This is a genomic window from Rhizobium sp. R634, assembly GCF_002211305.1.
In the GTDB taxonomy this organism is placed as follows: domain Bacteria; phylum Pseudomonadota; class Alphaproteobacteria; order Rhizobiales; family Rhizobiaceae; genus Rhizobium.
Map to the genome: position 1 here is coordinate 22396 of NZ_LOKW01000010.1, position 26909 is coordinate 49304.

The window sequence follows — 26909 nt, forward strand, 5'->3', positions numbered from 1 at the left end:
GCGTGGGTACCGAACCAACGAGAGGGGTGCCGGAGAATAAGCACGGCATTTAGGAGAGCCTCACCCTGAGGTGCCCCGTGAGGGGCCTCGAAGGGCGGGGCGGGTGCGCTGGGGTTGATGGCTGCAAGGAGCGGCGTGGGCGCGTGTCCTTCGAGGCTTCGGCCTTCGGCCTACGCGCCTCAGGATGAGGGAGGTCGGTGGGTGCCGCGCGCCCCTAAGGGAGGTCGGAGGGTGCCGCGCCCATGAGGAGCGTTGGAGGGTGCCGCGCCTATAAGCGCCGCGGTGCGGCAGCCAGCGAGAAAGGCTGGAGGATGCCGCGCCGGCGCAAGGGTATTGGAGGATCGGGTGGGGTGCGGTAGCGGTGTTGGCGGGCCGGCTCATCGGGCTCAGCGGAGAATATGGACATGCGCCTCAATCAAGTGACCGTCACGATGCCTGATCTCGATGCGGGGTGGGATTTCTATCGTGCGCTTGGGCTTCGCGCCATCGTCGAGGCGCGTCCGCGTTATGCGCGCTTCGTCTGCCCGGATGGGGACAGCACTTTTTCGCTGCATCAGGGAGAGAAAGGCGGCGGCGGGACGACGGTTTATTTCGAGTGTGAGGATCTGGACGCGAGGGTCGCCAGGCTCGGTGCAGCCGGTCTCACGTTTTCGGGCGGGCCGGAGGACAAGAGCTGGCTGTGGCGTGAGGCGGAGCTGTTCGATCCCGGCGGCAACCGCATCGTGCTCTATTTCGGCGGATCCAACCGCATCGATCCGCCGTGGCGGGTGGATCGGCATAGTGAGGGTTCATCCGGCATCGACTGATTGCGCGCGGAAACCGCTCAAGCGGCAATATCCCGACAAACAGGTCGCAAATCGTACAACGAAGCCTTGGCAAGATTTCGAATCGTGCATTAGGTTGCGGCCCGAAAACTTGAACGGGTCGAGCAAAGAGATGCGCCTTACAGACTGCTATAACTTCCACGACTTCCGGCGCATGGCCAAGCAGCGTCTTCCCGGGCCGATCTTCGACTATATCGACGGCGCCGCCGATGACGAGGTGACCTATCGGCGCAATACGGCGGCTTTCGAGAATTGCGATCTGGTGCCGGATGTTCTCAGAGGCGTGGCCGATGTCGATATGTCGGTGACCGTCATGGGGCAGAAGCTGTCCATGCCGGTCTATTGCTCGCCGACGGCGCTGCAGCGGCTCTTCCACCATCAGGGGGAGCGGGCGGTGGCGGCCGCGGCGGGAAAGCACGGCACGATGTTCGGCGTCTCCTCGCTCGGCACGATCAGCCTGGAGGAGGCGCGTGAGATCAGCGACGGGCCGCAGGTCTACCAGTTCTATTTCCACAAGGACCGCGGGCTGAACCGCGAGATGATGGCGCGGGCGAAGACGGCGGGCGTGCAGGCGATGATGCTGACGGTCGACAGCATCACCGGTGGCAACCGCGAGCGCGACAAGCGCACCGGTTTTGCCATCCCTTTCAAGCTCAATCTCGCCGGCATGACGCAATTTGCGATCAAACCCTCCTGGGCGATCGACTGGCTGACGCATGAACGCTTCCGCCTGCCGCAGCTCGAAAACCACGTGAAGATGGATGGCGGCGCGCTGTCGATCAGCCGCTATTTCACCGAGATGCTCGACCCCTCCATGTCGTGGAACGACGTGGCCGAGATGGTGCAGGCCTGGGGCGGGCAATTCTGCCTGAAGGGCATCATGTCGGTGGAGGACGCCAAGCGCGCGGTCGAGATCGGCTGCACCGGCATCGTGCTGTCCAACCACGGCGGGCGCCAGCTCGACGGCTCGCGCAGCGCTTTCGACCAGCTGGCCGAAATCGTCGATGCGGTCGGCGACCGGATCGACGTGATGATGGATGGCGGCGTGCAGCGCGGAACGCATGTGCTGAAGGCGCTGTCGCTCGGCGCGAAGGCGGTCGGGCTCGGCCGCTACTACCTCTTCCCGCTCGCCGCCGCCGGCCAGCCCGGCGTCGAGCGCGCGCTGGAGACGATGCGCACCGAGATCGAGCGCGGCATGAAGCTGATGGGCTGCACCTCCGTCAGCCAGCTGACGCGGCGCAACCTGCGCTTCCGTTCGTGATTTTGCCTCTGCGGGCGGGGCGGCCGGCGCCGGCTCGCTCCACTACTGCGCGCCTCTATCATGCATTTCCCGGTGCGCCTCGATTTCATCGAGGTGATCCAGCACCCACATGCCAAGCTGCAAGAGCGGGACGGAGAGCGAGCGGCCGAGATCGGTCAGCGCATATTCCACCTGCGGCGGGACGGTCGGATAGACCTTGCGCGTCAGCATGCCGTCGCGCTCCAGCGCCTTCAAGGTGCGGGTCAGCATCTGCTGGGAAATCCCGCCGATCAGGCGTTTCAATTCATTGAAGCGGCGCGGCTGCTCGGAGAGCATGGTGATCGCCATGATCGTCCACTTGTCGCCCATGCGGCTCAGTATCTCGTTGACCTTCATGCAGCTCGGATGCGTGCCGGGCTGTTTCGGCGGGGTGGGCATATGCATGTGACCAGGCCTCAAAAATATGCGTTCTTGCGGGGCAGGCAGTCAAAATATCATATCTGGTCAGTAAAACATACCATCCTCAAGGAGTAAGTTATGACTGACAGAAAGACCATCGCTCTCTTCGGCGCGGGCAGCGGGCTCGGCAGGTCGCTCGCCCTGCGTTTCGGCCGCGAAGGCTATCGCGTCGCGCTGGTTGCGCGCCGCGCCGGCCCGCTGGAGGAGCGCGTGGCCGAGCTTGCCGCAGCCGGCATCGAGGCGGCGGCATTCCCGGCCGATCTCACCGATCTCGCAGGGATCGCGCCGCTGGCGCGCGCGATCGAGGAACGGTTCGGCGCGATCGACGCCGCCGTCTATGCGCCGGTGCCGTCGGATGCCGGTTTCGTGCCGGCGGTGGAGCTCGATGGCGCAAAGCTCAGATCGATGGCCGATATCTTCACCTTCGCGCCGGTCGAGGTGTCGCATGCGGTGCTGCCCGGCATGCTGGCGCGCGGCGACGGCGCGGTCGTCATCGTCGGCGGACTCTCGGCCGTCGTCACCATCCCCGGGATGAGCGGTGTCGGCCCGCTGATGGCGGCGGCGCGCAACTACGCCTTCACGCTGAATGCCGAAGTCGCGGGGAAGGGCGTCCATGCCGGCACGGTGAATATCGGCGCCTTCCTCGACCGCTCGACCGGGCTCCGCGCCGCCACAGCCGGCGGCATGCCGCTCGACCCGAAATTTCTGGTGATCGACCCCGACGACGTCGCCGAGGAAATCTGGAGCCTCGTCACCCGCCGCGACCGGGCGGAAGTCATCCTGCCGCCGCTGCCGCAGGCTTGATCTGGGAGGGGCGGGGTTGGCCATTGCTTCCGGCACCTGTGGATGCCGGCGTGGTGCCCAACACCCGCCCCCGTCCTTCGAGGCTCCGGCCTATGGCCTGCGCACCTCAGGATGAGGGCTGATCGTTGTGCCACGTGGTTCCATGACTGGCCGGTGTGCTGTGTGGCTTCAGAGCTGGTCAGTGTGCCGCGCCGCTATAGATTGCGGCAAGATGAGCCGCGAACCTCTCTCCGACCTCATTCTGAGGTGCCCCGAAGGGGCCTCAAAGGACGGGGTCGGCCACCGTCTTTGAACCGGCTGCGCGGTGATTTTCTTGCGCGTGATGTCGGATCGGCCTTCGGCCAGGCGTCTTCAAGGCAGGCAGCTATGGAGAACGATAATGACCATTACCATCACCGCCTTTGAAAAATCGCCCGATCGCGGCAAGGGGCTGGCGCGGGACATGCGCGTGCGCTGGGCGCTGGAGGAGGTGGGCGAGCCCTATGAGGTTCGGCTCGTCTCGTTCAAGACAATGAGAGAGCCTGAGCATCTGGCGCTTCAGCCTTTCGGGCAGATCCCGACCTATGAGGAAGGCGATCTCGCGCTCTTCGAGTCCGGGGCGATCGTCTTCCATATCGCCGAGCGCCATCCGGGCCTGCTGCCGGAGGAGGTCAACGCCCGGGCGCGGGCGATCGCATGGATGTTTGCCGCCCTCAACACGATAGAGCCGCCGATCTTCGACCGCGCGCTTGCCACCATCCTGGAGCGCGACCAGCCCTGGTACGAGCAGCGCCTGCAGGCGCTGGAAACCACGATCCGCAAACGGCTGAACGATCTCTCCCGCCGCCTCGGCGATGCCGAGTGGCTGGACGGGGCTTTCAGCGCCGGCGACCTGCTGATGGTGACGGTGCTGCTGAGGCTGAAAGGATCGCAACTGCTGGCGGACTATCCGAACCTTGCCGCCTATGTCGCGCGCGGCGAGGCGCGGCCTGCCTACAAGCGCGCTTTTGCCGCGCAGCTGGCGGTGTTTACGGCGGCGTCGGGCGGGTGAGGGAGAGACAGGGCAGGCTTTGGTCGCTCCGGCTGAAAGCCTGTTGCCTGATCCAGCGGACATTCTGCTGGTCGGGTTCAAGCATCCCGGGCTCAATGACTGCCGGTGTCTTCGACGGGGTCGTGGCGCAGGAAACTAATCAATGTTTTGTGTGGCGGCTCGCGTACCTGTTCGCGACTGAGGAATGAAACTGACACAAAAATCACTTCGATCATCAGATCATGGAAAGAGATCAGCCAGAGCCGCGGCTTGAGAGCGCTCCATCTGGCCGTCTCCTCGCCGCCGACGATCTCATTGAAAGCCCATGGCTTCACCGGATATCTGCACGCCGCCAGGCCTTCGACATTCATGGGCGTGATCCGAATATCGATAACGCCGCTGAACTTTAGAACGACATTGCTGCTTCCCGTCCGGTCAGCGGCTTCATAACAAAGCAGAGCATCTTCGCCATCGAAGAAAACCGCCGGATTTGCGGATGTTGCTATCTCAGGAAAAGCCTCCCGGGGATTTGATACCTGCACCATGCACTGCTACCCGCGCGGTTAAATGTCGATGCAGGGTTCGGGCCGTTTTCCTGCATTGTCAAGAAGATCCATGGTGCATGTGGCGTGACTGCCGCGCGCGTGACAGGGCGAAGCCGTGTGCGGGCGCGGGTGTTTCCTCGCATTTTATCGATCGGATTCAATGATTTGAAGAAGTTGTGTGGTGTGTTGCCGCTTCGAAGCAGGGGGTTGCAATGCTGGAGAGTTTATTCACGTTTCGCGGGCGCCTGAGGAGGCTGCAATATCTGGCCGTGTGCGTGGCCACCACTCTCGTCATAGGCGGCATCATCGGCGGCGGCTTGTGGATCATGAAGTCATCGCTCGGAGGCCGGCAGGGCATGGGGGCGGGTGCGATGTTTCTCATCCTGGGGATCATGCTATTGCCGGCTTTTTGGATAAGCTTCAGCACCCAGGCGGCTCGAGTCCGCGACATAGGCTGGGACCCGCGTATCCTTATCACGGCCTCCATCGCGATCAATGCCATCGCATATCTTGCCCCGCTGCTGATCCCTGATGGGACGACGGTGGACATCATCTCCAAGCTAGTGAAGGCCACGAACTTCGGCTACGGGCTCACTCTGCTCCTGCTGCCGAGCAATTATCATGTCCCGGACTCTCCTTCCTTCGATCCGCCACGCGTTTCGAAGCCTTCGGGCAGGGTTGAAATCCCTGCGGCGCCTCGCCCGCAAGGCCGCGGCGGGGCCACCTTTGGCCGTAGGGGCCTGTAGCGCTCTTCAGTTGCGCGCCCGAGCGCAAAGGAAAGGCGAAGACCCATGTGCCGCCTGGCAAGCCGACATATTCATGGCGGCTCCGGCTGCGGAGTGATATCGAGACGGAAACCTTTCCGCATTCCGTTTCGATCGAGACCAGCATGGCGAACGCTTCGACTTTTCTCACCTTTCTCCTTGCGCTGACGGTGCTGCAGATCACGCCGGGGCCGGACATGATGCTGATCATGGCGCGGGGTGTCGGGCAGGGGCGCAGGACCGCGCTGCTGGCGGTGTTCGGCATGATATTCGTTTCCGGCACCGTGCAGGTCGGGTTGCTGGTGCTCGGGCTTGCCTCGCTGCTCGGCGCCTATCCCGCCGCGCTGATGGTGCTGCAATGGGCGGGTGCGGTCTACCTCATCTATCTCGGCGGCAGGATGATATGGACGAGCTTCGGCAAGCATGCCGGCGCGGTCAAGGTCAGGCCGGCATCGGGCTGGTCGGCGGTGCGCGAGGGCGCGATCAACAATCTGACCAATCCCAAATCGCTGCTCTTCATGTTCGCCTTCCTGCCGCAGTTCGTCGATCCCTCGGCGGGGCCGGTGTGGCTGCAGCTTCTTATTCTCGGCTCGATCCAGAAGCTGATGGGGCTGCTGTCGCTGGGATCCGTCGCGCTGGCGGCCGGATCGGTTGGCCATTTTCTCTATCGCTGGCCGCGGCTGCTGGCATGGCAGGAGCGGTTCACCGGCCTGGTGATGATCGGGCTTGGCATCAGGCTTCTGCTGACGGGGCATTCCGGCCCGGCTCCGGCGGCGGCCAGATAGGGCAGGTCAGGGTGTCTCAAGGGGCAGTGTGACCGCCGTTGATTGACGCCGGATCGCTTGGCGATCTTTCAATCCGGATTGGATATTTTCGGCTGTCGGACATATTGTGCGGCTGGTGCTCGTGGGATTGGAGCCTTCGGTGGAGGATGAGCGCAAAGAGGTGCAGCGGAATTCCGAAGAGGAATGGCTGAAGTTTGCGTGCCCCAGGCTCTATCCCTGGCGGCAATCCTGGAAAGAGCTTCGATATACCTGGCCCGATAAGGGTAAGCCGTCTGTTTCCGAGGATGGCGAAGGCGAGCCCGAGGGGCTGAAATAAGTCGAGCAGTTCAGAGTGAGCCTCATCCTGAAGTGCCCTACAGGGGCCTCGAAGGACGAGCCGGGCTTGGCGGCGGTATGGATGCGAGGAGCGGTGTTGGCGCGTGTCCTTCGAGGCTCCGGCCTATCGGCCTGCGCGCCTCAGGATGAGGAGCGTTGGAGGATGCCGCGCTGTGGTGGGCGTCGCGGCGTGTCGCGCAAGGCCCAGAGAGCCTTATCCTGAAGTGCCCCGCAGGGGCCTCGAAGGACGGGGCGGGTGCGCGGGCGGGAACCTATCGGCCCGTCGCTGCTTTAACCTGCATTCCCACAGAACAGGTTCGAAGCCATGCGTGTGCGTGTCGTCACGTTGAATGTCTGGAATGTCGAAGGTGATATCAGGCGGCATGAGGTCATCAATCGGGAGCTTCGCCGGCTGAAGCCCGATCTCTTGGCCTTGCAGGAAGTCATTCAGACGCCGGAGAGGAAGAGCCTCGATACGATCGTCGAGGGGCTCGGCATGCAGGTGACGCACCAGCAGGAGCTGCAGGCTTTCCAGCCGCCTTTTTCCGATCGCTACGGCGGCACGGCGATTGCGACGCGTTTGCCGCATAGCGTCGTCGAAGTGCTCGATCCGAGAATTCCGCAGGCGCCCGACGTGCCCTGGGCCAGCCTTGCCGCGATCGTCGATCTCGGCGAAGTCGGCCGCCTGCTTTTCATCGCCACGACGGCGGCCTGGCGCCCGGCGGCGGAGGCTGCGCGCGAGCGGCATGCGGTGGCGCTCAGCGAACTCGACGCCAGGCACCGGCAGGCGCTGCCGACAGTGATCGCCGGCGATCTCAATGCCGGGCCGGAAGCCGCATCGATACGCTTCCTCACCGGCCGGCAGTCGCTCGCGGGCCAGAGCGTCTGTTACCACGACGCCTGGGAGAGGGCCGGCAGCGGCGCCGGCGAAACCTGGACGGATGAGAACCCCAATGCCCGGGCAGGCGCCGGGCAGATCATCGGCCAGAAGAATTATGGCAAGCGGTTCGACTATGTGCTGGTCGGATCGTGGGATGCGCATCCGAAGGGCCGGGCGGAGATCCTGACGGCCGAGCGCGTCTTCGACCGGCCGGTGGAGGGGCTATGGCCGAGCGATCATTATGGGGTGATGGCCGATATCGATGTCGGGTTGAATGCGTGAAGCGGCTTTGCCCGTCGGCGAAAGTTGCTGCAACCTGGGGAAAAAAATCGTCGGACCGCAACCGTCAAAATCGGGGGGAAGCCCGGCATACGCAAACGCACAACTCTAATTGCCAGGCTTCCTCCGCGCCCTTTCGAAAGGGCAGCCCGATCTTAAATCATTCTGAGATTAGAGCTAGTTGGACCAAAGTCCCAACAGGCAGTTGCAGAACGGTGGCATCGGGGTCGCGATGCGCGGTTGGCGGGTGGAGAGATCACGGGTTGTAGCGTGCGGTAACATTTCGTATGGGCGGCGGAAGGGTGGAAATGCCGTGTCAGCTGCTGCCGGCATCGGCCTTGAGTTCATTCACCGCGCGGACGCGCGGTGGCTGGATTCCTGTGACGAGCACAGGAATGAGGAGGAGAGGACGTGCCGTGGTCGCACGGCAGGTCGCTGGAGGTACCACTGGTCCCGAGTTCACTCACTGTGCAGACGTCAGTTGTGTGAAACAGGCATTCGTGCGGAGAAACCAAACTTGTTCTTCGCGATCTCTGATACAAGCACGAGCGAAGCAATTTTCCGACAGCAGGAGCGGCGTCATGAAGGGGTACTGGCTTATCATCGGAAAGGAAATTTCCGACCAGGAAGCGCAACGCGAATATGGCAAGCTGTGGAAGCCGATCGGCGAAAAATACAATGCGCGCATCAATCCTCTTGAAGTTCCGCCTGCGCTGAAGGAAGCGCGGGATGCACATCGGGTAACGATCGTCGAATTTCCCTCATACGAGCTTGCCACAGCTTGTTACGATGACCCCGCCTATCAGGAAGCCTGCCGCTTTGCCCTGCGGGCTTCCAATCGCGAACTTCTTATCCTGAAGGGGGAGCTGGCTTAGGCATCAGGGGTCGGCAAGCCCATGTCAGTAGAAGTCCGAGCGGAGGGACCAGCCGGTCGGGGTTCGGAACAGGTAAACCGATCCGGCATCGCCGACATAGAGGCGGCCTTTGTCGGTGCTGTCGATCTGGAGGCAGAACGCGCTGTCGGCGGGGCGGTTTTCGCCCTGGATCCAGGTCGGCCAGCCGCCGAGTTTGACGGGGCATGTCTGGCGGTGCTTGCCTATTTCCTTCGCGTAGCGGCTTTCGAAGAACCATTCGTCACGGTTGGATCGCGCCACGCGGTCCGGGAGTTCGAAGGCGATGTCGTCCCAGCTCGGCTGCTCCAAGGCGCTTGCGCGCCATAGAACCGGGAAGGTCGGCAGGGCGGAGCTTTCCCGGTAGCCGGGGCCGATCGGCACGAGGCCGGCGATGGCGCGATAGGTGCGGATGGCAAAGCCCCGGCCGTTCTCGGCATCGTGAAGCGGGATGTCGCCAAGGTCGATCCAGATGGTGACGAGGGCGATGCCGGAAAAGGCGGGCAAGGCCTCGGGCAGTTCATCCAGCCGGATCTGCAGCAGCGGATGCAGAGGCCGGCCCGAGGTTTGGCAGACGGGTACCGTCTCGCCTTCCGCGCCGAGGAAGTTTCCGCCCCACCAGCTCATGGCGCGGTTGTCTTTCTCGGGACGCTCGCCGCCGATTTCGCCGAAGACGGCGGGGCGGAGCATCTGCTGGAGCGTCAGAAGGGCGGACTGCATCTCCGCCTCGCTCGGCGCGCCGTCATTATCGGCGCGATCCGGTTCGTCCCGGCGCTTGCGGACGCCCAGCATCGATTTCAGCGAGTCCAGCAAATTCATGTCACGCGGCTTTCGTCTGTCATCCCCCGGCGCCCTGGTATTTGCTGTTGGCGTAGCGCCAGTAGGCCATGGCGAGCAGTGCCCAGAGCGGGCCGGCGAGGAGGGAGGCTGGGGCGGCCAGGGGGCCGAGGATGGGGATGGGTTTGCCGAGCAGGGCGCCGACCGGCACCGAGCTGGTCAGCGCCAGCGGCACGGCGGTGAGCAGGGTGAGCTGGATGGGGCCGGGGAAGATGTTCAGCGGGTAGCGCATCAATTCCCAGAAGCCGAAGAAGATCGAGAAGAGATGGTTGGAGCGCACCCAGATCAGCGCCGTGGCGCCGATCATGGTGATGAGGGCCGCGGTCAGCAGCGTGGCGCTGAGAAGCGCGGCGACGAAGAAGAGTGCGGCGGGGAGCGTCCAGGCGAAATCGACCGAGAGAATGGCCCAGGCCATCAGCGGCAGGGCGAGGATGATGTGACCGGCATAGCCGATGTTGAGGCCGGAAAAGATCAGATAGACCCAGGGGCTGAAGGGCTTGACCAGCAGCGCATCGTAAGTGCCGAGGCGCACCTGCTCCTCGAGGTCGCGCAGCTGGGTGAAGCTCATCGCCGCACCGAGCGAATAGGCGAGCAGCTGGAAGCTGTAGAGCAAGGCGAGCTCGGACCATGTCCAGCCGCCCAGCGTATCGAAGCGGGAAAGCAGGATGCTGATCGTGGCGAAGACGCTGCCATAGGAGAGGATCTGGGCGAAGCGATCGAGCCAGAAGGCGCCGCGATATTCCATCTGCGAGCGGATGAACATGCGCACCAAGAGCGGAATGACGCGGATGTGGTGGAGGATCACGGCTCAGCCTCCCTGCACGGTGATGCGGGTGGAAGCGCAGCGCCAGAGCCAGAGCACGCCCGCGAGGAAAACGCCGGCCCAGGCGAGGCCGAGGCCGAAATGCAGCCAGATATCGGCTGGGGAGAGCCGGCCGAGATAGACGGCATTGGGATAATAGACCACCCAGGCGAAGGGCAGGTGGCGGGCGATCGTGGCGAGCGGCTCGGGGAAGAACCAGAAGGGCACCAACAGGCCGGAGAACAATTGCAGCAGGGCGCCGAGGATCCAGTCCAGCGAGAAGCTCGTCATCAGCCAAAAGGCGATGAGCCCGCACAGCGCCGACATCAGGAAGATCAGCATGAAGGAGAGCGCCCAGAAGGCGAGGAACATGGCGCCGTCGAACAGGCTTGCCGGCGGCAGCATGCCGTAAAACAGGGCGGTGACGACGATGGTCGGGATCACCTGGGTCAGCAGCCGATAGGAGAAGGAGCCGCTTTCATTGGCGAAGAGATAGAGCGGATAGGAAATGGGCTTCAGCAGCCAGACTGCGATATCGCCCGATTTCAGCGAGCGGCCGATCTCGTTGATCACCCGCTCCGGCCGGGTGGCGCCCATCACCGCGCCGCCGAGCAGGGCATAGGTCACCATCTGCTGCAGCGAGACGCCGTCGACGACGCTGCTGCCGATGCCGGCGAAGGCGGCGAGCCAGATGGCGACGCGGGCGAAGACCTGCACCAGCTTGCCGAAGATATTGGCCCAGACCTCGTTGCGATAGGCGAGCTGCGCATGGAAAGAGCTTCGCGCGAAGGCGAGGTAAGCGCTCATGACACGCGAACCTTGGCGCTCTGGCGCTGCTCGGCATTGCGGCGCTGGTAGAAGGTGCGGATGACCTCTTCGATATCGGGCTCGTGCAGCGCCACGTCCTTCAGGCCGCGATCGCCGCCGACTTCGGAGAGGATGCGGACCAGCGACACGTCTTCGCGCTCGATCAGGTAATTCTTGCGCAGGCCCTCGTCGCTGACGAGCGAGGCGGTGGTGAGGTGCAGCGGGCCGGGATCGGCCGCAAACTCCAGCGTCAGCCGGCGGGCGGAGCCGAGGGCGGCGCGCAGGCTCTTCAGCTCGCCGTCGAAGATCAGCCTGGAATGATCGACCATGATCAGGCGCGGGCAGATGGTCTCGATATCCTGCAGGTCGTGGGTGGTGAGGATGATGGTGACGCCGCGCTCGCGGTTGATCTCGGCCAGGAACCGGCGCACCGCATCCTTGGCGACGACATCGAGGCCGATCGTGGGTTCGTCGAGGAACAGGATCTTCGGATCGTGCAGCAGCGACATGACGATCTCGGCGCGCATGCGCTGGCCGAGGCTGAGCTGGCGCACGGCGCGATCGAGGAAGGGCGTGAGATCGAGCAGCTCGCTGAAGTGGCGGAGATTATCGCCGTAGCGGGCGGCCGGGATATCGTAGATGCGCTGGTGCAGGGTGAAGCTGTCGATCAGCGGCAGGTCCCACCAGAGCTGGCTGCGCTGGCCGAAGACGACGCCGATCTCGCGGGCGTTCGCCATGCGGGAGAGATGCGGCGTGCGGCCGAGCACGGAAACCGAGCCTTCGCTCGGCACAAGAATGCCGGTCATCATCTTGATCATGGTGGATTTGCCGGCGCCGTTCGGCCCGAGATAGCCGACGGCCTCGCCGGCGCCGATATCGAAGCCGATGTCGGAAACGGCGAGCACCTCGGTATATTCGCTTGTTACCAGCGTCTTGAAGGCGCCGAGGAGACCCGGAAATCGCTTATGCTGCCGGAAGCGCTTGCTGACGCCCCGGGCCTCGATCACAGCCGTCATGCGCATTGCCTCGCGTGTTCAAGCCGACTCGGCTGTAGCAGGGAGAAGCAGGCTAACGCGCCCTTCGATCCTTTCAAGCCCAAGTTGCGCTTTCCCGGTTCTCTATCTGCCTGAATGCCGGCGTAAGGGATAGAGACGACGATGCCGCGCGGCGAACTGTCATGCCTGCCGCCGCGCTCCGTCCACGGCCTTGAACTGCCGCACCTCGTCGGCAATCCAGTCCCTGATGGCGCAGACCTTGGGATGGCTTCGGTTTCCCGAGGGATAGACGAGATCGTATCCATGCTCGACGTCGATCGTGTTCTCGGGGAAAAGCGCGACGAGGCGGCCGGCGGCGATATCTTCGGCAACGAGCACGCTTCGCCCCAGCGCCACGCCTTCGCCCCGGATGGCGGCCTCTATCGACATGCTGCCATGACTGTATCCCGGACCGCGCGCCGGCAGGGCGGCAATGCCCATCATCTCGAACCAGCGCGGCCAATCGGCCTTCATGCCGTTCTCATGGATCAGCCGGCACGAGGCCAGATCGCCGGCGGAGCCGAGCCCGCCCATCCGCTGGCGATAATCCGGCGAGCAGACGGGACTGACGGTTTCGTTCATGATCCGCTCCGCATCCGCATAAGGGTATCGACCATCGCCATAACGCATGGCGACATCGGCCTGCGATTTCGAGAAGTCGATATCGGCATCGGTCACTTCGAGCTGGACATCATAATCGGGATAACGCGCCATCAACCGGTGCAGGCGCGGCGTCAGCCATTTGCTGGCGAAGGAGACGCCGGAGCTGAGGACGAGCCTTGCCGTATCATTGCTGCGGCGAATGCTTTCGGCTTCCCGAGCGAGTTCGGAGAGCAGACGCGTCACGGCGGCGAAAAAGGCCGAACCCTCTCTGGTGAACTCGATGCGACGGGTCATGCGGCGAAAGAGCGGAACGCCGAGATAATCCTCCAGCGCCCTGACCTGGCGGCTGACCGCGCCATGGGTGAGGTGCAGCTCCTCAGCCGCCAGTGTCATGCTCAATCTTCTCCCGGTCGCCTCGAAGGCGCGAAGCGTCTGCAGGGGTGGAAGCCGGTCGGCCATGGCGCACCTATGTGTGAAATTTCCTCACGCATCATGTGACAACAAATGGTTTGTCCGCAAGGGGTTCCGGGTCTTAGATGCCGGCTGAATTCACCAACGACAGCCAGCTGCCAGCACCATGAGCCAGATCGTCACCGAACCCGCTTCCCTTGCCCCGGCCGCCATGCGTCCGGTCACGCTGCCCAGCCTCGGCGCGATGCTGCTGCTGGCCTTGATGTGGGGCCTGTCTATCCCCGTGACGAAGCTCGGGCTGGCGACGATGCCGCCGCTGACGCTGACGGCTCTCCGCTTCGCTTTCGCCCTTCCGCTCATGCTGTTGCTGCTCATCGGCAGGAAGCCGCTGCCGCTGAAGGCTCTGCCTGCCGTCGCGAGCCTCGGCGTTCTCGGCATCGGCATCGGCCAGGTCACGCAGACATTCGGCGTCGCCGGGACTTCGGCCTCGGTCGGCACCATCCTGTCCGCCACCATCCCGCTGTTCATCGTGTTCTTCGCGGCGATCCGGCTCGGGCAGCCGGTTTCGCGCCTGCAACTGACCGGCGTGTCGGCGGCCTTCGCCGGCATCGTCGTCGTGGCGCTGGAAAATGCGGGCGGCTCGGGATCAGCCGCCACGACCATGCTCGGCCCGATCTGGATGCTCGTCTCGGCGCTGGCGGTCGCCTTCTATTACGTTTGGAGCGTCGAGCTTTCGCACAGGCACGGCACTGTGGTGGTGGCGACCTGGAGTACCTTCTTCGGCTTTCTCGCGCTTGCGCCATGGGCGGGCCTGGAAGCCTACCGGACACCTTTCGAGATGACGGAGCAGGCATTGGGAGCAGCCGCCTATCTCGGCCTGATCGTGACCGCCGCCGGCCTGTTCCTGTGGCTGCGCATCCTGCGCGAGGTGCCTGCGCCGGTGGCGGCCAGCATCCAGTATCTTCAGCCCGTCTTCGGGATCACCGCCTCCGCACTGATGTTCGGCGACAGGATCGGCCTCCAGTTCATGACAGGCGTTGCTCTCATCCTGGCAGGCGTCGCCCTGGCGATGAGGACTGGCAGACGGCGGGCATGACGGAACAATGACGCTTGGGTGTGGCTGCCACAGGTCAGGAGATAGCGGAACGTGCGAGCCAAATGGCAGTCAGTTCGGATGCTGCCAGTCCAGGACGAAGAAATAGGAGAAGCTGTCCATTTGCTCCTCGATGGGGTTGATGGCTAAAGTCGCTCCATCGAAATCCCTGGAGCCACGTAAACTATAGACCCTTTTGCATCTTCCGAGGGAGTCGGTCCTTATGTGGCAAGTTGGTATTTCGGCCTCTATTTGAAATTCTTCATGTATAATATCGCGCACATCCAGCAAGATTTGTCTGGCGTGGGTCTCTGGATCCTTGATGTAGGAACGGCCGTCGAATGTCAGGACCTTTACCATTCTCAAAGAACGTTCGTCCTTATCGCACGTAAAAATCAGTGACGCGTCGGGTGCGTTCTTTGCGAATTCCGGACATTTGGCCTCGATCGCATCGAGCGATTTTATGGAAAAGCTCTCGGGCAGATCGGGAGCGTTCGGGAACATGGAAATCAAGATCGGCGCAATATAAAGAATAGAATCCATCAAATCGCCTTTGAGAATTGCGGTGTCGATCTCCCGCAGTTCGCTACAATTGCCAGCCGCGATTGAACCGGTCAATCGCCGGTATATGCCTTCCATGACTGGGATCGCGCTTCTTTGGCCTCGCTTTTTCAGCGAGGCGGGCCGAACCAGCGGTTCATCGCCTGATGAAGACCGTGCTCCTTGCCGTCGCCGACCCAGGCGACGTATCCGTCGGGCCGGATCAGGACCGCCGATGGCGCGGGGACCGGGCCGAGGGCCGGCAGTTCCCATGACCCGTCATATGAGGCGTCAACCGATTTGACGCGGTCCGCCCAGGGCGTGATGCCGAGACTGCCTGGCGCGCCGAGGTTCAGTAGCACCGGCCGGGCATCGTGCAGCAGTGTGAAGAGGCGCGTCGGGCCGGCCGCTGTGGTCAGATCAAGGTCGGGCATGCGGCGGCCGAGGAGGGGATGGCCTTCGCCGAAGTCGTAGCGGATGGCGAGGCCGGACATTTCGGCGGCGATCCGTCTGCGGGGCTCGTCCATGCCGAGGAGTTCGGTGACGATGTCGCGCAGCGCTTCGGTGCGTTCGTCGGTGCGCTGCAGGGCGACCTGCGCCATCGTCGCGCGCAGCACGCGGGCGGCGACCGGGTGGCGCTCGGCGTGGTAGGTGTCGAGCAGGGCATCTGGCGATAGTCCCTTCACCACCTGGGCGAGCTTCCAGCCGAGATTGACGGCATCCTGCACGCCGGTATTGAGCCCTTGCCCGCCGACCGGCGAATGCACATGGGCGGCATCGCCGGCGAGCAATATCCGGCCCTTGCGATAGGCCGCCGCCTGCCGCGACATGTCGGTAAACCGGGAGATCCATTTGAGGTTATGGATGCCGTAATCGGTACCGAAGGCGGCGACGAGCGCCTGGCTGAGATCGTCGAGCGTCGGTTCGGCGGCGGCGCCGGCATTGCCGTCGGGCACCATGACGCCGACCGGGCCTTCGCTGGCGAAGATGATCTTGCCGTCGCGGATTTCATATTCCTCGCGGCCGAAGGCGTAGAGGCCGAGGGCGGTGCGATGGATGCCGAGCGGCGGCTCCTCGGCCATCTCCACCTCGGCGAGGATATTGCCTGTTGTCGCATCCCATCCTTCGAAGGCGATGCCGGCCGCCTTGCGGATGAGGCTGCGGCCGCCATCGCAGCCGGCGAGATAGGCCGCCCTGAGCGCGGCGCCATCGGAGAGCTCGATGGTGACGCCGGCATCGTCCTCGGCGAAAGCGATGATGTCGCGGCCGCGATAGACCGGCACGCTGAGTTCGCCGACCCAGGCGGCGAGAATGCGCTCGATATGCTTCTGCCGCAGCGCCAGCCCGTAATTATGCCGGGTCGGAAAGTCGCTGATATCGAGACGGGTGACGGCAAAGCCGGTGAGCTGGGCGATCTGCCCCGCCGCAAGGAAACGATCGGCGATGCCGCGCTGATCGAAAACCTCGAGCGTGCGGGCGCTGAGGCCGCCGGCCCGTGTGCCGAAAAGCTGCTGGTCGGGCCGGCGCTCGACGATTGCCACATCGACGCCGGCAAGCGCCAATTCGGCTGCGAGCGTCAGGCCGGTCGGGCCGGCGCCGGCGATGACGACTGCATGTTCTTTCATCGGCGAAATCCTCCTGGCGGCCCTATGACTTAGGGCTCAAGACGACTGCGGCAATGGGCCGGTCAAAATGCAAAATGACTTCGATAGCGGGTGATCTTTTCGCGATTCCCGCAAATCCGCATGTTGCACCAGCGGCGCTTCCCCCCTCGCGAAGTGTCCACAAAAAGCCAGCCACATCGGGGGCAGGCATGCATCCTGGCGCGCGGCAAGGTAAAAAAAGCTTCGATCGACAGCTGTGCAAAAAATGCGCTCACCGCGGCAGGATTTTTCCATTGATCGGAAGAGAGATGCAGGAGCGTCCCGTCCCAACCGACCTGCCGGGTTTGCAGCAGGCGGGCTGCGCTTGAGAATAAAAGACCAAGCGACTGTGATGGCGGCTCCTCACTTTCGGCAATCGCGTTGAAGAGTTCATAGGACGACTCACGGATCTCATGAACTTCGTCGAGGAAGCGGTGATCTCGCAATTCCGCTACCGCGCCTGCTTCATCCTCTTTCGCCAACCCTGCAGCGAGCAGCCAGGTCCCGACATCCCGAGCCGAGTTGAAGAGCTCATTGTGCGCCGGTGGGTTGCGCCGGTCAAAGACGGCGTTCGAAAAATCCAGTGCGGGGTGGCCGCCGATAAAATGTTCCGCCACCCAGATCGTGTGATCGCTCGACACGGAACTTAACCCCTTATGGCTCGTTGAACGGTTACATGCGTAACCGGATAAATCATGCTAACAGGTTTCATTTTAGAATGTAAGCAGGAGGACTGACATGTTGGACGTTCAAAAGGCCCATCATCGCACGGTCGTCGTGGATGGGGTGGAGCTGTTCTATCGCGAGGCGGGGCCGAGAGACGCGCCCGGCGTTCTGCTTCTCCACGGTCAACCCAGCTCATCATATAGCTTCCGTGACGTCATCAGCCCATTGGCCGAGGTGGCATGGGTCGTTGCGCCCGATCTGCCCGGGTTCGGATTCACGGAGGCACCCGACGATTACGAGTACACATTCGAGGCGATGGCGCGGACGATCGACGCTCTGATGCGAGAGATCGGGATGGAGCAATTCTTCCTCTATATCCATGATTTCGGTGCGCCTGTCGCTTACTCTCTGGCACTTGCCCGTCCCGACCGCGTGCTGGGGCTCATCATCCAGAATGGCAATGCCCATCAGGAAGGCCTGGGTCCGGACTGGGACGCCAACAAGGCCTACTGGTCCGATCCCACTCCGGAGAACCGAGAAAAACTCCCCAAATGGCTAAACTTCGAGGGGGTGCGGCATACCTATGTTGGTGACATCCCGGAAAGACTCAAACCGCAGTTCCCTCCAGAGGGCTGGCATCTCGATTGGGAGCGGATGAGCCGGCCAGGTCTCGTCGATATACAATTCCGCATCTTCGAAGACTATGGGCGATACGTCAGCCGCTTTCCCGATATCTCGGCCTATCATTGCGAATATCAGCCCTTGGCGCTGCTGCTTTGGGGCAGGCATGACCCATATTTCGAGATCGAAGAGGTTCTTGCCTACGCCCGCGAACTCGACCGCATCGACATGCACATCTACCATGGGGCGCACCTCCTGCTGGAGACGCACCATCAAGAATGCGCAGCACTCATGCGCGAGTTCGTTGTGAACGCGCAATCAGGCTGATCCTGATCTGGAGTGCCGCAGACGCTATACGTGTTCAGACCGCGCGCCCGTTCAGCCGTGACTTCAAACGGCAGGTCCAGGAGGAGATATGACGAAGCATCGCATCTATTCGGTCGGCGTCGCCAGCGTCTATCCCCATTATGTCGCCAAGGCTGAGAAGAAGGGACGGGCGAAGGCGGAGGTCGATGAGATCATCTGCTGGCTGACCGGACACAGCCCGGAGACGCTGGCAGAAGAGCTGGCGCGCAATACCAGCTTCGAGGATTTTTTTGCGCAGGCGCCGCGGATGAACCCGGCCCGCGCGGCGATCACGGGCCTGATCTGCGGTGTGCGCGTGGAACAGATCGAAGAGCCGACCATGCGCGAAATCCGCTATCTCGACAAGCTGATCGACGAACTGGCCAAAGGCAAGGCGATGGCGAAGATCTTGCGGACATAGCCGGTCGGGCGCGCCGGGCTGCTCCTCATCTGTGCAGCGCCTAGGAATTGTGGCATAACTGGGCCATGGCGATACATGTCTTGGCGGTCCATCGTGACACGGTCGGGACGGAACGGGCGGCGGGCGGTTCGCTTGCAGGGGCCTATTCCGTGGGGATTTTCTGCTGGCTGCTGTCGGCCGGCGTCTATATCGCCGCGAAATGGGTTTCTTCGGAGATGCCGCCCTGGGCGCTTTGCTTCTGGCGCGTGCTGATCGCCTGGGCGATCCTGCTGCCGATCGTGCACCGGCATTTCGGCGCCATGGTCGCGCTCATGCGGGCTCGCGGCCTCGAGCTGCTCGCCATCGGCGGCATGGGGCTTGGGATCTGCCAGGGCCTGATCTTCGTCGGCCTCGAACATGCCGATGCGACGACCGCCGGCATCATCATCGCGCTGATCCCGATCCTCACCATGATTCTCGCCCGTTTCATTCTGGCCGAGCCGATGGGGCGCTGGCAGGTGATCGGATCCATCCTCGCCTTTCTCGGGATCGTGGTCATCATCGTCAAGGGAAGCCCGGCTGCGCTGTTGCGGCTCGACCTCAATCCCGGAGAGCTGTGGATTGTTGCCGGCGCGTTCTGCTTCAGCCTCTATACCGTCCTGCTGCGCCGGGCGAAATTCGATCTGAATCGCCTTGCGCTCCTGGTGCTCCTCCTCGGGGCGGCGGTGCTGACGGCGCTGCCTTTCTACCTGTTCGAGCTTGTCTTGGACGAGCGCTCGACGCTGAATACGAGCGGCCTCATCGCGCTCGGCTATGTCGCGATCCCGGGCGGCGCGGTCATGTATTATCTCTTCAATCGCAGCATCGAGGCCCTGGGCGCGGCGCGGGCGGGCGTGCTGCTTTACATCCAGACGATCTTTATCGCCGTGCTCGCCTACCTGTTCCTCGGCGAACAGCTGCAACGCTATCATCTCGAAGGCGCGGCCCTTATCGTCGCCGGCCTGCTGCTCATCATCCTGCTGAAGCCGGCGACCAGAGCCGGGGAGACCAAGGCCTGAGGACGAGCGCAATGCGCTCAGACGCGAGCCAGGAACTCGAGCACGCGGGCGGTGAGGAGTGCTGCCGCATCCGCGTCGTAGGAGGGAAGGGAGCTGTCGGCGAAATAGTGCCGGTCGCCGGGGTAGAGGAAAAGCTCCGCGTCCTCGACCTTGCCGACAATTTCGCGGGCGGCGTCGATATCGCCTTCGCCTGCGAAGATCGGGTCGTTGTCCATGCCGTGAATCTCGACCGGGACACCCTCCGGCCAGGGGCCGAAGGCCCATTCGCCGCTGATCGGCAGGCAGGAATGAAAGAGCAGGGCGCCGCGGGCGCCGGGCCGCGTCTGCGCCAGCTTCTGCGCCGGCAGCACGCCGAAGGAGAAGCCGGCATAGACCAGCGCAGGCGGCAGGTCATCCGCGATGCGGACACCGCGCTCCCGCATGTCGTCGAATCCGATCTCGCCGATATAGGCGAGCCCCTCGTCGATGCTCGGGAAGGTGCGTCCGCCGAACAGATCAGGCACATGCACGGTGTGACCGGCGGCCCTGATGCCATCGGCGAAGGCGCGCACACCCGGGGTCAGCCCTTGGGCGTGATGGAACAGCAAGACCTCGGCCATATGGGGTGTCTCCGTGGGTGATCGGGCGCCTTACCCTAAGGCGTCATTGTCTTGCCGGGAAGGGGGGGATCGACATCGGCGCCGCTTTGCCTGGATTGGTTTAACGGCTGATGGCCGTCGCCTGCGACCAGACCACGCGCCATCGGTCGCGATGCTCATAGGTGTCGGTATGCCAATATTCCGCTGACGGGACATGATGGCCGTTGAAGATGACTTCGAGCCGCGCGCGGTAGCGGATGACAGCGGTGCGGCCATCAAGGCGCACGGCGATATCGCCCGGCTCCCAGCTGAGATATTTGATGCTCCCCGACGCAATCGCGCCCAGATATTCGTCCCGCGACAGGGCCAGGCCGATCGGCGTGATCAACTGAAAATCCTCGGCATGAAGAGGTTTGGCCGTGGCCATATCGGCTTCGACGAGGGCGCGCAGCCGGGCACGTTCGGTTTCGCGGATGCGGTCTTCTTCCGTCTGGGCACTGCCTGTCATTCTTTTCTCCTGAGGGGTTATCGTTGGACGCCGCGAGTGCGCATGCAGAATGCGCGCCGGCTTCACAGAGATAGGTCAACGCGCCGAGCAAAGGAGGGAGCGGATCAAAAAAAATGATGCGATATCAATGGTGGCGGATGATCATCCGGCATAGGCGAAATAAACCTTGCCCCGACCCGGATCAACGATCGTGACGCTGCCGCCTTTTCCATAGGAGTAGAAGGATTCACCTGACTGGATTGCCTGGTCGGCTTCTTGGTCGCGCCCTTTCTCGATCGGGATGCCGAAGCCGTATTTTTCCAGATATTCGAATATCGTGGGAGGGTGGCGCAAGGGGAGCCCTGCTGCAACCATATCGGCATCGCGGTCGTAGGGATGCCATAGGCTTGTGGCTGTTTCGTCGCTGCTGTCATCGACAGGCGTTTGGCGCCACGATCCTTTTGCTCCGCCAAGCATATTACCCAGCCGGTTTCCCTGTTTGCGCGCCCAGTCTGCGCTTTCGTCGGTCAGCCGATAGACAACGAAACCGGTCTCGTTGTCCCCGGGCATGAAACCGGCGCCCCAGGATTCTTCCAGACGATATTCGATCTCGGCGACTTCGAGCGGTTCCGGAACGCGGGCGAGAACGTAGTTTCGCTCCGCAACTTTCATAGCAATGAAGGGCGATGCGAGAGCCCCCAGACCGAGAGCTACGATGAGACCTCTCCGAACGGGTTGATCGGGCTGCGTTCGGCGCCAGAGGCGGCGTATTCCGAGAAAGAGAATTACGACGGCGGCTATGATCAGAAGAGCGAAAATGACACGTACAGCCAACATAATAACGACGAATTTCATATGTGCTCGCAGGAGGGTCCAGGTATGATCGGGAGACTGAAATTGACCATGCCTAGCAACGTTGCGAAATGGAGGCAATGTCCGGTTGTGGCATATCGGACAACGTCGGACCTGATTCCGGAAGAGCCGCCATGCGAGCCTAGTGATAGGTCACGGCAGGATCGAATATGCTTTGCAGGAACGGCCGGAGGACTGACTGGGAGTTTTCGCGCGGGATACGATGCCCGCATTCGAAGATGCTGAGACTGACCGGGGCTCCGGCGTCGGACAGTGCTTCGGCAAATTTCTCGGCCTGGGCGAGGGGCGCGCGGTCGTCGTGCCGTCCATGCAGGAGAAGTACCTCCGACCGGATCTTATGCGCATGGTGCAGGGCCGAGCGCGAAAGAAAGGCTTGCTTCGACAGGCCGGCTTCGGTTTCGATTGCTCGTTGCAGGCCGGGCGGACCGCTTGCAAAGGCAGCTTCGAGATCATAGACGCCGCTTGAGAGAATGACGGCTCTGAGATCGGGAAGCTCGGCGGCGACCATGGCCGAAGCGACGGCGCCCCTGCTGTTGCCGTAGAGGACGATGCGCTCGCGAGCGACGGAGGGTTGTTCTTTCAGGAAGGCGAGGGCGGCCATGATCGCCCGCTGGGTGGATGGACCGCAGACATCGGCCGGGCCGTCCGAAGCGCCGAAGCCGGGCTGTGAGACGGCTGCCGCCGTGATGTTCAAGCCGCACGAAAAGCGAAGCAAGGCTCCGCTATCGGCGAATTCCTTCGCGCCGAGGCGAAGGCCGCCCTGATTGCCGTGGACGAACAGGATTGCGCCTGCCGGCGCGGCACTGGTGGCTGTAACCTGAAAAAGCTCGACGGCAGCGCCATCGCCTCGATCGATCAGATGTCGCGTCACTTCAGGCATAGGCACCGCCAGGTTTTCTTCGCCGACCGACGATAGGCAGGCATGGGAGGTTGTCAATCTGTGGTTTTGGTGGAAGCGGACGTGGTTTGAGAGCCGTGGCCTCGCGTTTCGGTTGTCCGCAAACCTCGACGTCATCCTCGGCCTTGTGCCGAGGATCTGCTGCCCTGTCGAACGGAGGCAGATGCTCGGGACAAGCCCGAGCATGACGGAAGGAGAGGTTGGCCGATCCTCGTCAGTCGCAGAGACGCCGGGGCGTCAGCCCCGGCATTCCAATTAAGCCACCAGGCCCTTGGTCAGTTCCAGCGCCTGGCGCTCGAACAGGCGGCGGTAGATGCCGTTGTTGAGGCGGATCAGTGCCTGGTGGTCGCCTTCCTCGACGATTTTGCCCTTGTCGAAGACGAGCAGGCGGTCCAGCGCGCGCACCGTTGACAGGCGGTGGGCGATGACGAGCGTGGTGCGGCCGTCCATCAGGCGTTCCATGGCCTCTTGGATCTGCACCTCGCTCTCGCTGTCGAGGCTCGAGGTCGCCTCGTCGAGGATCAGCACCGGTGCATCGGCCAGGAAGGCGCGGGCGATGGCGACGCGCTGCCGCTCGCCGCCCGAGAGCTTGACGCCGCGCTCACCCACCATCGTCTCATAGCCCTTGGGAAGCTCCATGATGAAGCCGTGGGCATTGGCCTGTTTCGCCGCCTGCTCGATCTCCCGCCGCGTGGCGTTCGGCCTGCCATAGGCGATGTTTTCCGCCAGCGTGCGGTGGAACAGGATCGGCTCTTGCTGGACGATGGCGATCTGGCCGCGCAGGCTCGCCTGCCTGACCTCGGCGATATCCTGCCCGTCGATGCGAATTGCGCCCGCGTTGACATCGTAGAGGCGCTGGATGAGCTTGACGAAGGTCGTCTTGCCCGAGCCGGAATGGCCGACCAGGCCGACGCGCTCGCCCGGCTTGATGATGACCGAGAAGTCCTCATAAAGCGGCGTGGGATGCGCGCCATACTGGAAGGTGACGCGATCGAAGACGATCTCGCCGGCGCCGATCTCGATCGGCATGGCGTTCGGCCTGTCCTCGATGCCGAGCGGCATTTTGTCGAGCAGCACCAGCTCTTCCATGTCGTTGACGGCGCGCTGCAGGTTGCGGATATCCTGGCCGACATTGCGCAGATACCCCTGCAGCACGAAGAACATCGCCAGCACGAAGGTGATGTCGCCAGGCGTCGCCAGGCCCTGCCGCCACATGACGAGGCCGGTTCCGAGAATGCCTGCCTGCATCGACACCATCATGAAGCCCTGGATGGTGCCGCTCGTCGTGCCGCGCTTCCATGTGCGGCGCGTGCGGCTGTCCCACTTGGCGAGCACGTGATTGAGCCGCGTCTCCTCGCGCTTCTCGGCGCCGAAGGCCTTGACCACCGAATTGCAGCTGATGGCATCGGCGAGCGCGCCGCCAAGCTTGGTGTCCCAGGCATTGGCAAGCCTTGCCGCCGGCGACACAAAGCCCATGGAAAGCGCCACGGTGACGCCGATATAGACCAGCGATCCGAAGGCGACGAACAGGCCCATGACGGGCCAGTAGCTGCCGAGCACGATGCTGGCGCCGACCAGCATGACGATCGACGGCAGCAGGGCGACCAGCAACAGGTCGTTCAGCGAATCCAGCGCCCACATGCCGCGGGTGATCTTGCGCACCGTCGAGCCGGCAAAGCTGTTGGCGTGCCAGTCGGTCGAGAAGCGCTGCACCTTGTGGAAGCCGTTATTGACCACATCGGCCATGATGCGCAGCGTCAGCCGGATGATGCCGTTGAAAATGAACCAGCGCAGCGCGACGCTGGTGAAGCCCAGCACCACGACGACGGCGAAGGCGCTGAGGGCGCCATCGGCCGCATTGCCGCCGGCGATGGCATCGACGATGCGGCCGGAGAAGACCGGCACCATGACTTCGGCGAGCGTGCTGGCGACGACGAGCACGATGATCGTGCTCACCAATGCCTTCCGGTGGCGCCAGTGATGGAAGACAAAGCCGAGCACCTGGCGATAGGCATCGGCGCGGAAATCGAGCTTCTTGCGAGTCATTTTATTCAGCCCCGGGCACGTGTCGGCGCCGGTCCTCAAAATCGAGAGTTAAAAGACACAGCCCACGCGGGAGACGAAGTGATCCCGTCAGATCAATCGGGCTGTGAAGGAAGAATAAACCGCACGGGCGCGCTCAAGGCGGGCCGCGAATGGGAATGACCTACTGTCGGAGCATTCCACGGGGGGAGGTTTCGATGATCGATACTGTCATTCAACGCCTCCCTTTTGTTCGATCTGGAGCGGTGGACATCTTGTAGCCGAGCATTTCGCCATTGCCAAGCAGGAAATTACAACCTGACGGAAAGTGATGCGGAAACGACACAATTTGGCGTCTGGACGATCAAAAGACGACAACCTAAAAGATTAGGCCTGCCGGCCTATCGGGGAGGAGAAGCATGAAACGCATCGAGATGGAGTTAAGCGGCGGCTGCCAGTGCGGCGCCGTGCGCTACCGCGCAACCGCGATGTTCGACAATTCGCATCTCTGCCATTGCCGCATGTGCCAGAAAGCCTCGGGCGGCATCTTTGCCGCGCTCGTCGCCGCGCCCGACGATGCGCTGAGCTGGACACGCGGGAAGCCGAGCGTCTGGAAGAGCTCGGAGCTCGTCGAGCGCGGCTTCTGCGCCAATTGCGGCACTCCGCTGTTTTTCCACCACCTCGAAAACGGCCGCACCAACCTGATGATCGGCTCGCTCGACGATCCGCACGCCTTCCCGCCGCATGCCAACACCTGCACCGAGAACATGGTGACATGGTTCGATACGATCACGGCCATCGAAAATACCGGCGCAACCGAAACCAACGGCGCCGACTGGGCGGCGGCGATCAAGAAGAGCAGCAACCAGCACCCGGATCACGATACCGCTGAATGGGCGGTGACGGGGCGAGATCGCTGAGATCACCTCTGAAACAGCGGGAGGCAGCATGCCGAAGGTCGTGGGAATTGGCGGTGTGTTCTTCAGGGCGGCGGATCCGGCCAGGCTTGCCGCGTGGTATGAGAGGCATCTTGGGATTGCCGACCTGCACAAATCCGTCTGGCAGCAGGAGGCGGGGATGACCATTTTTGGCCCCTTCTCCAGGGATACCGACTATTTCGGACGAGCAGAACAACAGTGGATGATCAACTTCAGGGTTGATGATCTCGATGGGCTGATGGCAAATCTCAAGGCAAGCGGGATCGCTGTGGAAACGCGGGCCGAGTGGGACTCCGAAGTCGGTCGCTTTGCGCGGATTCACGATCCTGAGGGTAATCCGATCGAGCTCTGGGAGCCAGCGAAGGGATGACGGCGAAGGCCGCGCCTCTTCAAGCGTTCAGGCGTTTGAACGTACGCCACGTCAGCCAGGCAAGGGCCTGCCCAACCAGGCCGCCGCCGATCACGGGTACGACGAAGAACGAGAGAAAGAGCCCGACAAGCCCTATCAGCGCGAACAGGCCTTTCAACGAGTCGCTGGTGGTGCAGCTATCGCCCCAATAGCACAGGCCGAGAGCCGTCATCGCTAGGGTTATGGCCAGTATCTTGATCATCAGCCAGGTGTATTCGAGCCTGAAGCTGCCCTTGGCGAGTTGACGATACGTCAGGAGAGCGCTGACCAAGATGATTGGTATCGCCGCAAATCCAAACGTCGTGAAATCGCCTATGTCCATTGGAGCCCCGCAGGTCTGATAGCCGCAGGCTACCAAGCGAGATTTAAGAAAGCGGAAGCAGATCGTTAAGCCGGGCTTCTCCATAATGCGGACGTAAACCAATTGCAAAACAAAAGCAGTCGCGCTAGCTTGGCTCCATCGCATAAGCTGACAAGCTCCGCACGGATGTGCCCTCCAGGGAAAGGAAGTGGCTATGGCCAAGCTCGTGTTCGGAATGAACCAGTCGCTGGACGGCTACGTCGATCATATGGCGTTTGGGCCGAGCCCGGTGCTCTTTCGCCATTTCATCGAGTCGGCGCAGCAGCAGGCGGGCAGCGTGTATGGCCGCACGATGTATGAGATCATGCGCTACTGGGACGACGAGCATCCGGAATGGGGTGCGCCGGAGCGGGAATATGCGGCGGCATGGCGGAGCCAGACGAAATGGGTCGTTTCGCGCTCGCTGACGTCTGTGGGGCCGAACGCCATTCTCGTTCAAGGCGATCTCGAGGGTGCGATGCGGGCCTTGAAGGCCGAGCGGGACGGGGAGATCGAAGTGGCCGGCCCGCAGCTGGCTTACAGCCTCACCCAACTCGGGCTGATCGACGAATATATCATCTATCTGCATCCCGTCGTGCTCGGCCACGGCACGCCGTATTTCGCCGGACCCCGGCCGCCGCTGCGGCTTCTCAGCCATGACCGGATCGACGAGAATGTGATCAGGCTGGTTTACGCTCCGGCCTGATGCC

General features: G+C 62.8%; 31 protein-coding genes. 15 read left to right on the plus strand and 16 right to left on the minus strand.

Annotated elements, in window-relative coordinates; genetic code table 11:
- Nucleotides 1–404: 404 nt before the first annotated feature.
- Together ATY77_RS13140 and ATY77_RS13145 are read left to right on the plus strand one after the other, a co-directional pair.
- Nucleotides 405–806 (plus strand): VOC family protein, encoded by a 402-nt coding sequence (locus ATY77_RS13140; RefSeq protein ID WP_088687685.1) that lies wholly within the window; start codon nucleotides 405–407, stop codon nucleotides 804–806.
- 130 nt (nucleotides 807–936) lie between these two features.
- Nucleotides 937–2085, plus strand: coding sequence for an alpha-hydroxy acid oxidase (locus tag ATY77_RS13145; protein ID WP_088687686.1), 1149 nt, complete (start codon nucleotides 937–939; stop codon nucleotides 2083–2085).
- Between the two features lie 42 nt (nucleotides 2086–2127).
- Here the strand turns inward: ATY77_RS13145 and ATY77_RS13150 are convergent, their stop codons facing one another.
- Nucleotides 2128–2508: a helix-turn-helix domain-containing protein gene (locus ATY77_RS13150; protein WP_088687687.1), complete on the minus strand. Its 381-nt coding sequence runs from the start codon at nucleotides 2506–2508 to the stop codon at nucleotides 2128–2130.
- A gap of 93 nt (nucleotides 2509–2601) precedes the next feature.
- Between ATY77_RS13150 and ATY77_RS13155 the strand changes: the two genes are divergently transcribed.
- On the plus strand, nucleotides 2602–3327 hold the full coding sequence (locus ATY77_RS13155) for an SDR family NAD(P)-dependent oxidoreductase (RefSeq protein WP_088687688.1): 726 nt from the start codon (nucleotides 2602–2604) through the stop codon (nucleotides 3325–3327).
- Between the two features lie 379 nt (nucleotides 3328–3706).
- Nucleotides 3707–4357, plus strand: coding sequence for a glutathione S-transferase family protein (locus ATY77_RS13160; protein WP_088687689.1), 651 nt, complete (start codon nucleotides 3707–3709; stop codon nucleotides 4355–4357).
- 92 nt (nucleotides 4358–4449) lie between these two features.
- On the opposite strand, the gene ATY77_RS13165 is transcribed toward ATY77_RS13160, so the two are convergent.
- On the minus strand, nucleotides 4450–4881 hold the full coding sequence (locus ATY77_RS13165; protein ID WP_245314331.1) for a hypothetical protein: 432 nt from the start codon (nucleotides 4879–4881) through the stop codon (nucleotides 4450–4452).
- A 212-nt stretch (nucleotides 4882–5093) separates the two neighbouring features.
- Between ATY77_RS13165 and ATY77_RS13170 the strand changes: the two genes are divergently transcribed.
- The 4 genes from ATY77_RS13170 (at nucleotide 5094) to ATY77_RS13185 (ending at nucleotide 8779) form a co-directional block, all read left to right on the plus strand.
- Complete coding sequence (locus ATY77_RS13170; RefSeq protein ID WP_141103924.1) at nucleotides 5094–5627, plus strand: DUF805 domain-containing protein; 534 nt, start codon at nucleotides 5094–5096, stop codon at nucleotides 5625–5627.
- Nucleotides 5628–5770: 143 nt separating this feature from the next.
- Complete coding sequence (locus tag ATY77_RS13175) at nucleotides 5771–6430, plus strand: LysE family translocator (RefSeq protein ID WP_088687783.1); 660 nt, start codon at nucleotides 5771–5773, stop codon at nucleotides 6428–6430.
- 640 nt (nucleotides 6431–7070) lie between these two features.
- Nucleotides 7071–7907, plus strand: coding sequence for an endonuclease/exonuclease/phosphatase family protein (locus ATY77_RS13180; RefSeq protein WP_088687691.1), 837 nt, complete (start codon nucleotides 7071–7073; stop codon nucleotides 7905–7907).
- A gap of 578 nt (nucleotides 7908–8485) precedes the next feature.
- Nucleotides 8486–8779, plus strand: a complete 294-nt coding sequence (locus tag ATY77_RS13185) for a DUF1330 domain-containing protein (RefSeq protein WP_088687692.1) — start codon at nucleotides 8486–8488, stop codon at nucleotides 8777–8779.
- A gap of 24 nt (nucleotides 8780–8803) precedes the next feature.
- Here ATY77_RS13185 and ATY77_RS13190 read toward each other — a convergent pair whose 3' ends face one another.
- The 5 genes from ATY77_RS13190 to gcvA form a co-directional block, all read right to left on the minus strand.
- Nucleotides 8804–9613 carry a DUF1963 domain-containing protein gene (locus tag ATY77_RS13190; RefSeq protein ID WP_088687693.1) on the minus strand — a complete coding sequence of 270 codons (810 nt, stop codon included), beginning with the start codon at nucleotides 9611–9613 and terminating at the stop codon, nucleotides 8804–8806.
- A 19-nt stretch (nucleotides 9614–9632) separates the two neighbouring features.
- Nucleotides 9633–10436, minus strand: a complete 804-nt coding sequence (locus tag ATY77_RS13195) for an ABC-2 family transporter protein (protein WP_088687694.1) — start codon at nucleotides 10434–10436, stop codon at nucleotides 9633–9635.
- Between the two features lie 3 nt (nucleotides 10437–10439).
- The gene (locus tag ATY77_RS13200) at nucleotides 10440–11240 is read right to left on the minus strand and encodes an ABC-2 family transporter protein (protein WP_088687695.1); all 801 of its coding nucleotides are present in this window, start codon (nucleotides 11238–11240) and stop codon (nucleotides 10440–10442) included.
- Complete coding sequence (locus ATY77_RS13205; RefSeq protein WP_088687784.1) at nucleotides 11237–12256, minus strand: ATP-binding cassette domain-containing protein; 1020 nt, start codon at nucleotides 12254–12256, stop codon at nucleotides 11237–11239. The genes ATY77_RS13200 and ATY77_RS13205 overlap by 4 nt, the downstream gene beginning before the upstream one ends.
- A gap of 159 nt (nucleotides 12257–12415) precedes the next feature.
- Entirely contained in the window at nucleotides 12416–13336 is a 921-nt protein-coding gene (gene gcvA / locus ATY77_RS13210; protein WP_088673508.1) for a transcriptional regulator GcvA, read from the minus strand.
- Nucleotides 13337–13454: 118 nt separating this feature from the next.
- On the opposite strand from gcvA, the gene ATY77_RS13215 reads away from it, so the two are divergent.
- Nucleotides 13455–14384: a DMT family transporter gene (locus ATY77_RS13215; RefSeq protein ID WP_245314332.1), complete on the plus strand. Its 930-nt coding sequence runs from the start codon at nucleotides 13455–13457 to the stop codon at nucleotides 14382–14384.
- 69 nt (nucleotides 14385–14453) lie between these two features.
- Here the strand turns inward: ATY77_RS13215 and ATY77_RS13220 are convergent, their stop codons facing one another.
- The 3 genes from ATY77_RS13220 to ATY77_RS13230 all read right to left on the minus strand — a co-directional run bounded on the left by ATY77_RS13220 (nucleotide 14454) and on the right by ATY77_RS13230 (nucleotide 17205).
- Nucleotides 14454–15020: a hypothetical protein gene (locus tag ATY77_RS13220; protein ID WP_088687696.1), complete on the minus strand. Its 567-nt coding sequence runs from the start codon at nucleotides 15018–15020 to the stop codon at nucleotides 14454–14456.
- Between the two features lie 32 nt (nucleotides 15021–15052).
- A complete protein-coding gene (locus tag ATY77_RS13225) occupies nucleotides 15053–16546 on the minus strand; it encodes an FAD-dependent monooxygenase (RefSeq protein WP_088687697.1) in 1494 nt (497 codons plus the stop codon).
- Nucleotides 16547–16608: 62 nt separating this feature from the next.
- Nucleotides 16609–17205 (minus strand): ABATE domain-containing protein, encoded by a 597-nt coding sequence (locus ATY77_RS13230; RefSeq protein WP_245314333.1) that lies wholly within the window; start codon nucleotides 17203–17205, stop codon nucleotides 16609–16611.
- Between the two features lie 97 nt (nucleotides 17206–17302).
- Here ATY77_RS13230 and ATY77_RS13235 point away from each other — a divergent pair, with 97 nt between their 5' ends.
- The 3 genes from ATY77_RS13235 (at nucleotide 17303) to ATY77_RS13245 (ending at nucleotide 19654) form a co-directional block, all read left to right on the plus strand.
- Nucleotides 17303–18178 (plus strand): alpha/beta hydrolase, encoded by an 876-nt coding sequence (locus ATY77_RS13235; protein ID WP_088687698.1) that lies wholly within the window; start codon nucleotides 17303–17305, stop codon nucleotides 18176–18178.
- An 88-nt stretch (nucleotides 18179–18266) separates the two neighbouring features.
- Nucleotides 18267–18617, plus strand: coding sequence for a DUF2200 domain-containing protein (locus ATY77_RS13240; RefSeq protein WP_088687699.1), 351 nt, complete (start codon nucleotides 18267–18269; stop codon nucleotides 18615–18617).
- A gap of 65 nt (nucleotides 18618–18682) precedes the next feature.
- Nucleotides 18683–19654, plus strand: coding sequence for a DMT family transporter (locus ATY77_RS13245; RefSeq protein WP_088687700.1), 972 nt, complete (start codon nucleotides 18683–18685; stop codon nucleotides 19652–19654).
- A 17-nt stretch (nucleotides 19655–19671) separates the two neighbouring features.
- On the opposite strand, the gene ATY77_RS13250 is transcribed toward ATY77_RS13245, so the two are convergent.
- The 5 genes from ATY77_RS13250 to ATY77_RS13270 form a co-directional block, all read right to left on the minus strand.
- Nucleotides 19672–20253, minus strand: a complete 582-nt coding sequence (locus tag ATY77_RS13250; protein WP_088687701.1) for a dienelactone hydrolase family protein — start codon at nucleotides 20251–20253, stop codon at nucleotides 19672–19674.
- Nucleotides 20254–20353: 100 nt separating this feature from the next.
- On the minus strand, nucleotides 20354–20740 hold the full coding sequence (locus tag ATY77_RS13255; RefSeq protein WP_088687702.1) for a nuclear transport factor 2 family protein: 387 nt from the start codon (nucleotides 20738–20740) through the stop codon (nucleotides 20354–20356).
- Between the two features lie 141 nt (nucleotides 20741–20881).
- Nucleotides 20882–21574 (minus strand): hypothetical protein, encoded by a 693-nt coding sequence (locus tag ATY77_RS13260; protein ID WP_088687703.1) that lies wholly within the window; start codon nucleotides 21572–21574, stop codon nucleotides 20882–20884.
- Nucleotides 21575–21713: 139 nt separating this feature from the next.
- Entirely contained in the window at nucleotides 21714–22472 is a 759-nt protein-coding gene (locus tag ATY77_RS13265) for a prolyl oligopeptidase family serine peptidase (protein WP_088687704.1), read from the minus strand.
- Between the two features lie 273 nt (nucleotides 22473–22745).
- Entirely contained in the window at nucleotides 22746–24536 is a 1791-nt protein-coding gene (locus tag ATY77_RS13270; protein WP_088687705.1) for an ABC transporter ATP-binding protein, read from the minus strand.
- 395 nt (nucleotides 24537–24931) lie between these two features.
- Between ATY77_RS13270 and ATY77_RS13275 the strand changes: the two genes are divergently transcribed.
- Both ATY77_RS13275 and ATY77_RS13280 read left to right on the plus strand, forming a co-directional pair.
- Nucleotides 24932–25432, plus strand: coding sequence for a GFA family protein (locus tag ATY77_RS13275; RefSeq protein WP_088687706.1), 501 nt, complete (start codon nucleotides 24932–24934; stop codon nucleotides 25430–25432).
- 28 nt (nucleotides 25433–25460) lie between these two features.
- A complete protein-coding gene (locus ATY77_RS13280) occupies nucleotides 25461–25820 on the plus strand; it encodes a VOC family protein (RefSeq protein WP_088687707.1) in 360 nt (119 codons plus the stop codon).
- A gap of 19 nt (nucleotides 25821–25839) precedes the next feature.
- Here ATY77_RS13280 and ATY77_RS13285 read toward each other — a convergent pair whose 3' ends face one another.
- Entirely contained in the window at nucleotides 25840–26181 is a 342-nt protein-coding gene (locus ATY77_RS13285) for a hypothetical protein (RefSeq protein ID WP_141103925.1), read from the minus strand.
- 193 nt (nucleotides 26182–26374) lie between these two features.
- On the opposite strand from ATY77_RS13285, the gene ATY77_RS13290 reads away from it, so the two are divergent.
- Entirely contained in the window at nucleotides 26375–26905 is a 531-nt protein-coding gene (locus ATY77_RS13290) for a dihydrofolate reductase family protein (protein ID WP_088673520.1), read from the plus strand.
- Nucleotides 26906–26909: the final 4 nt, after the last annotated feature.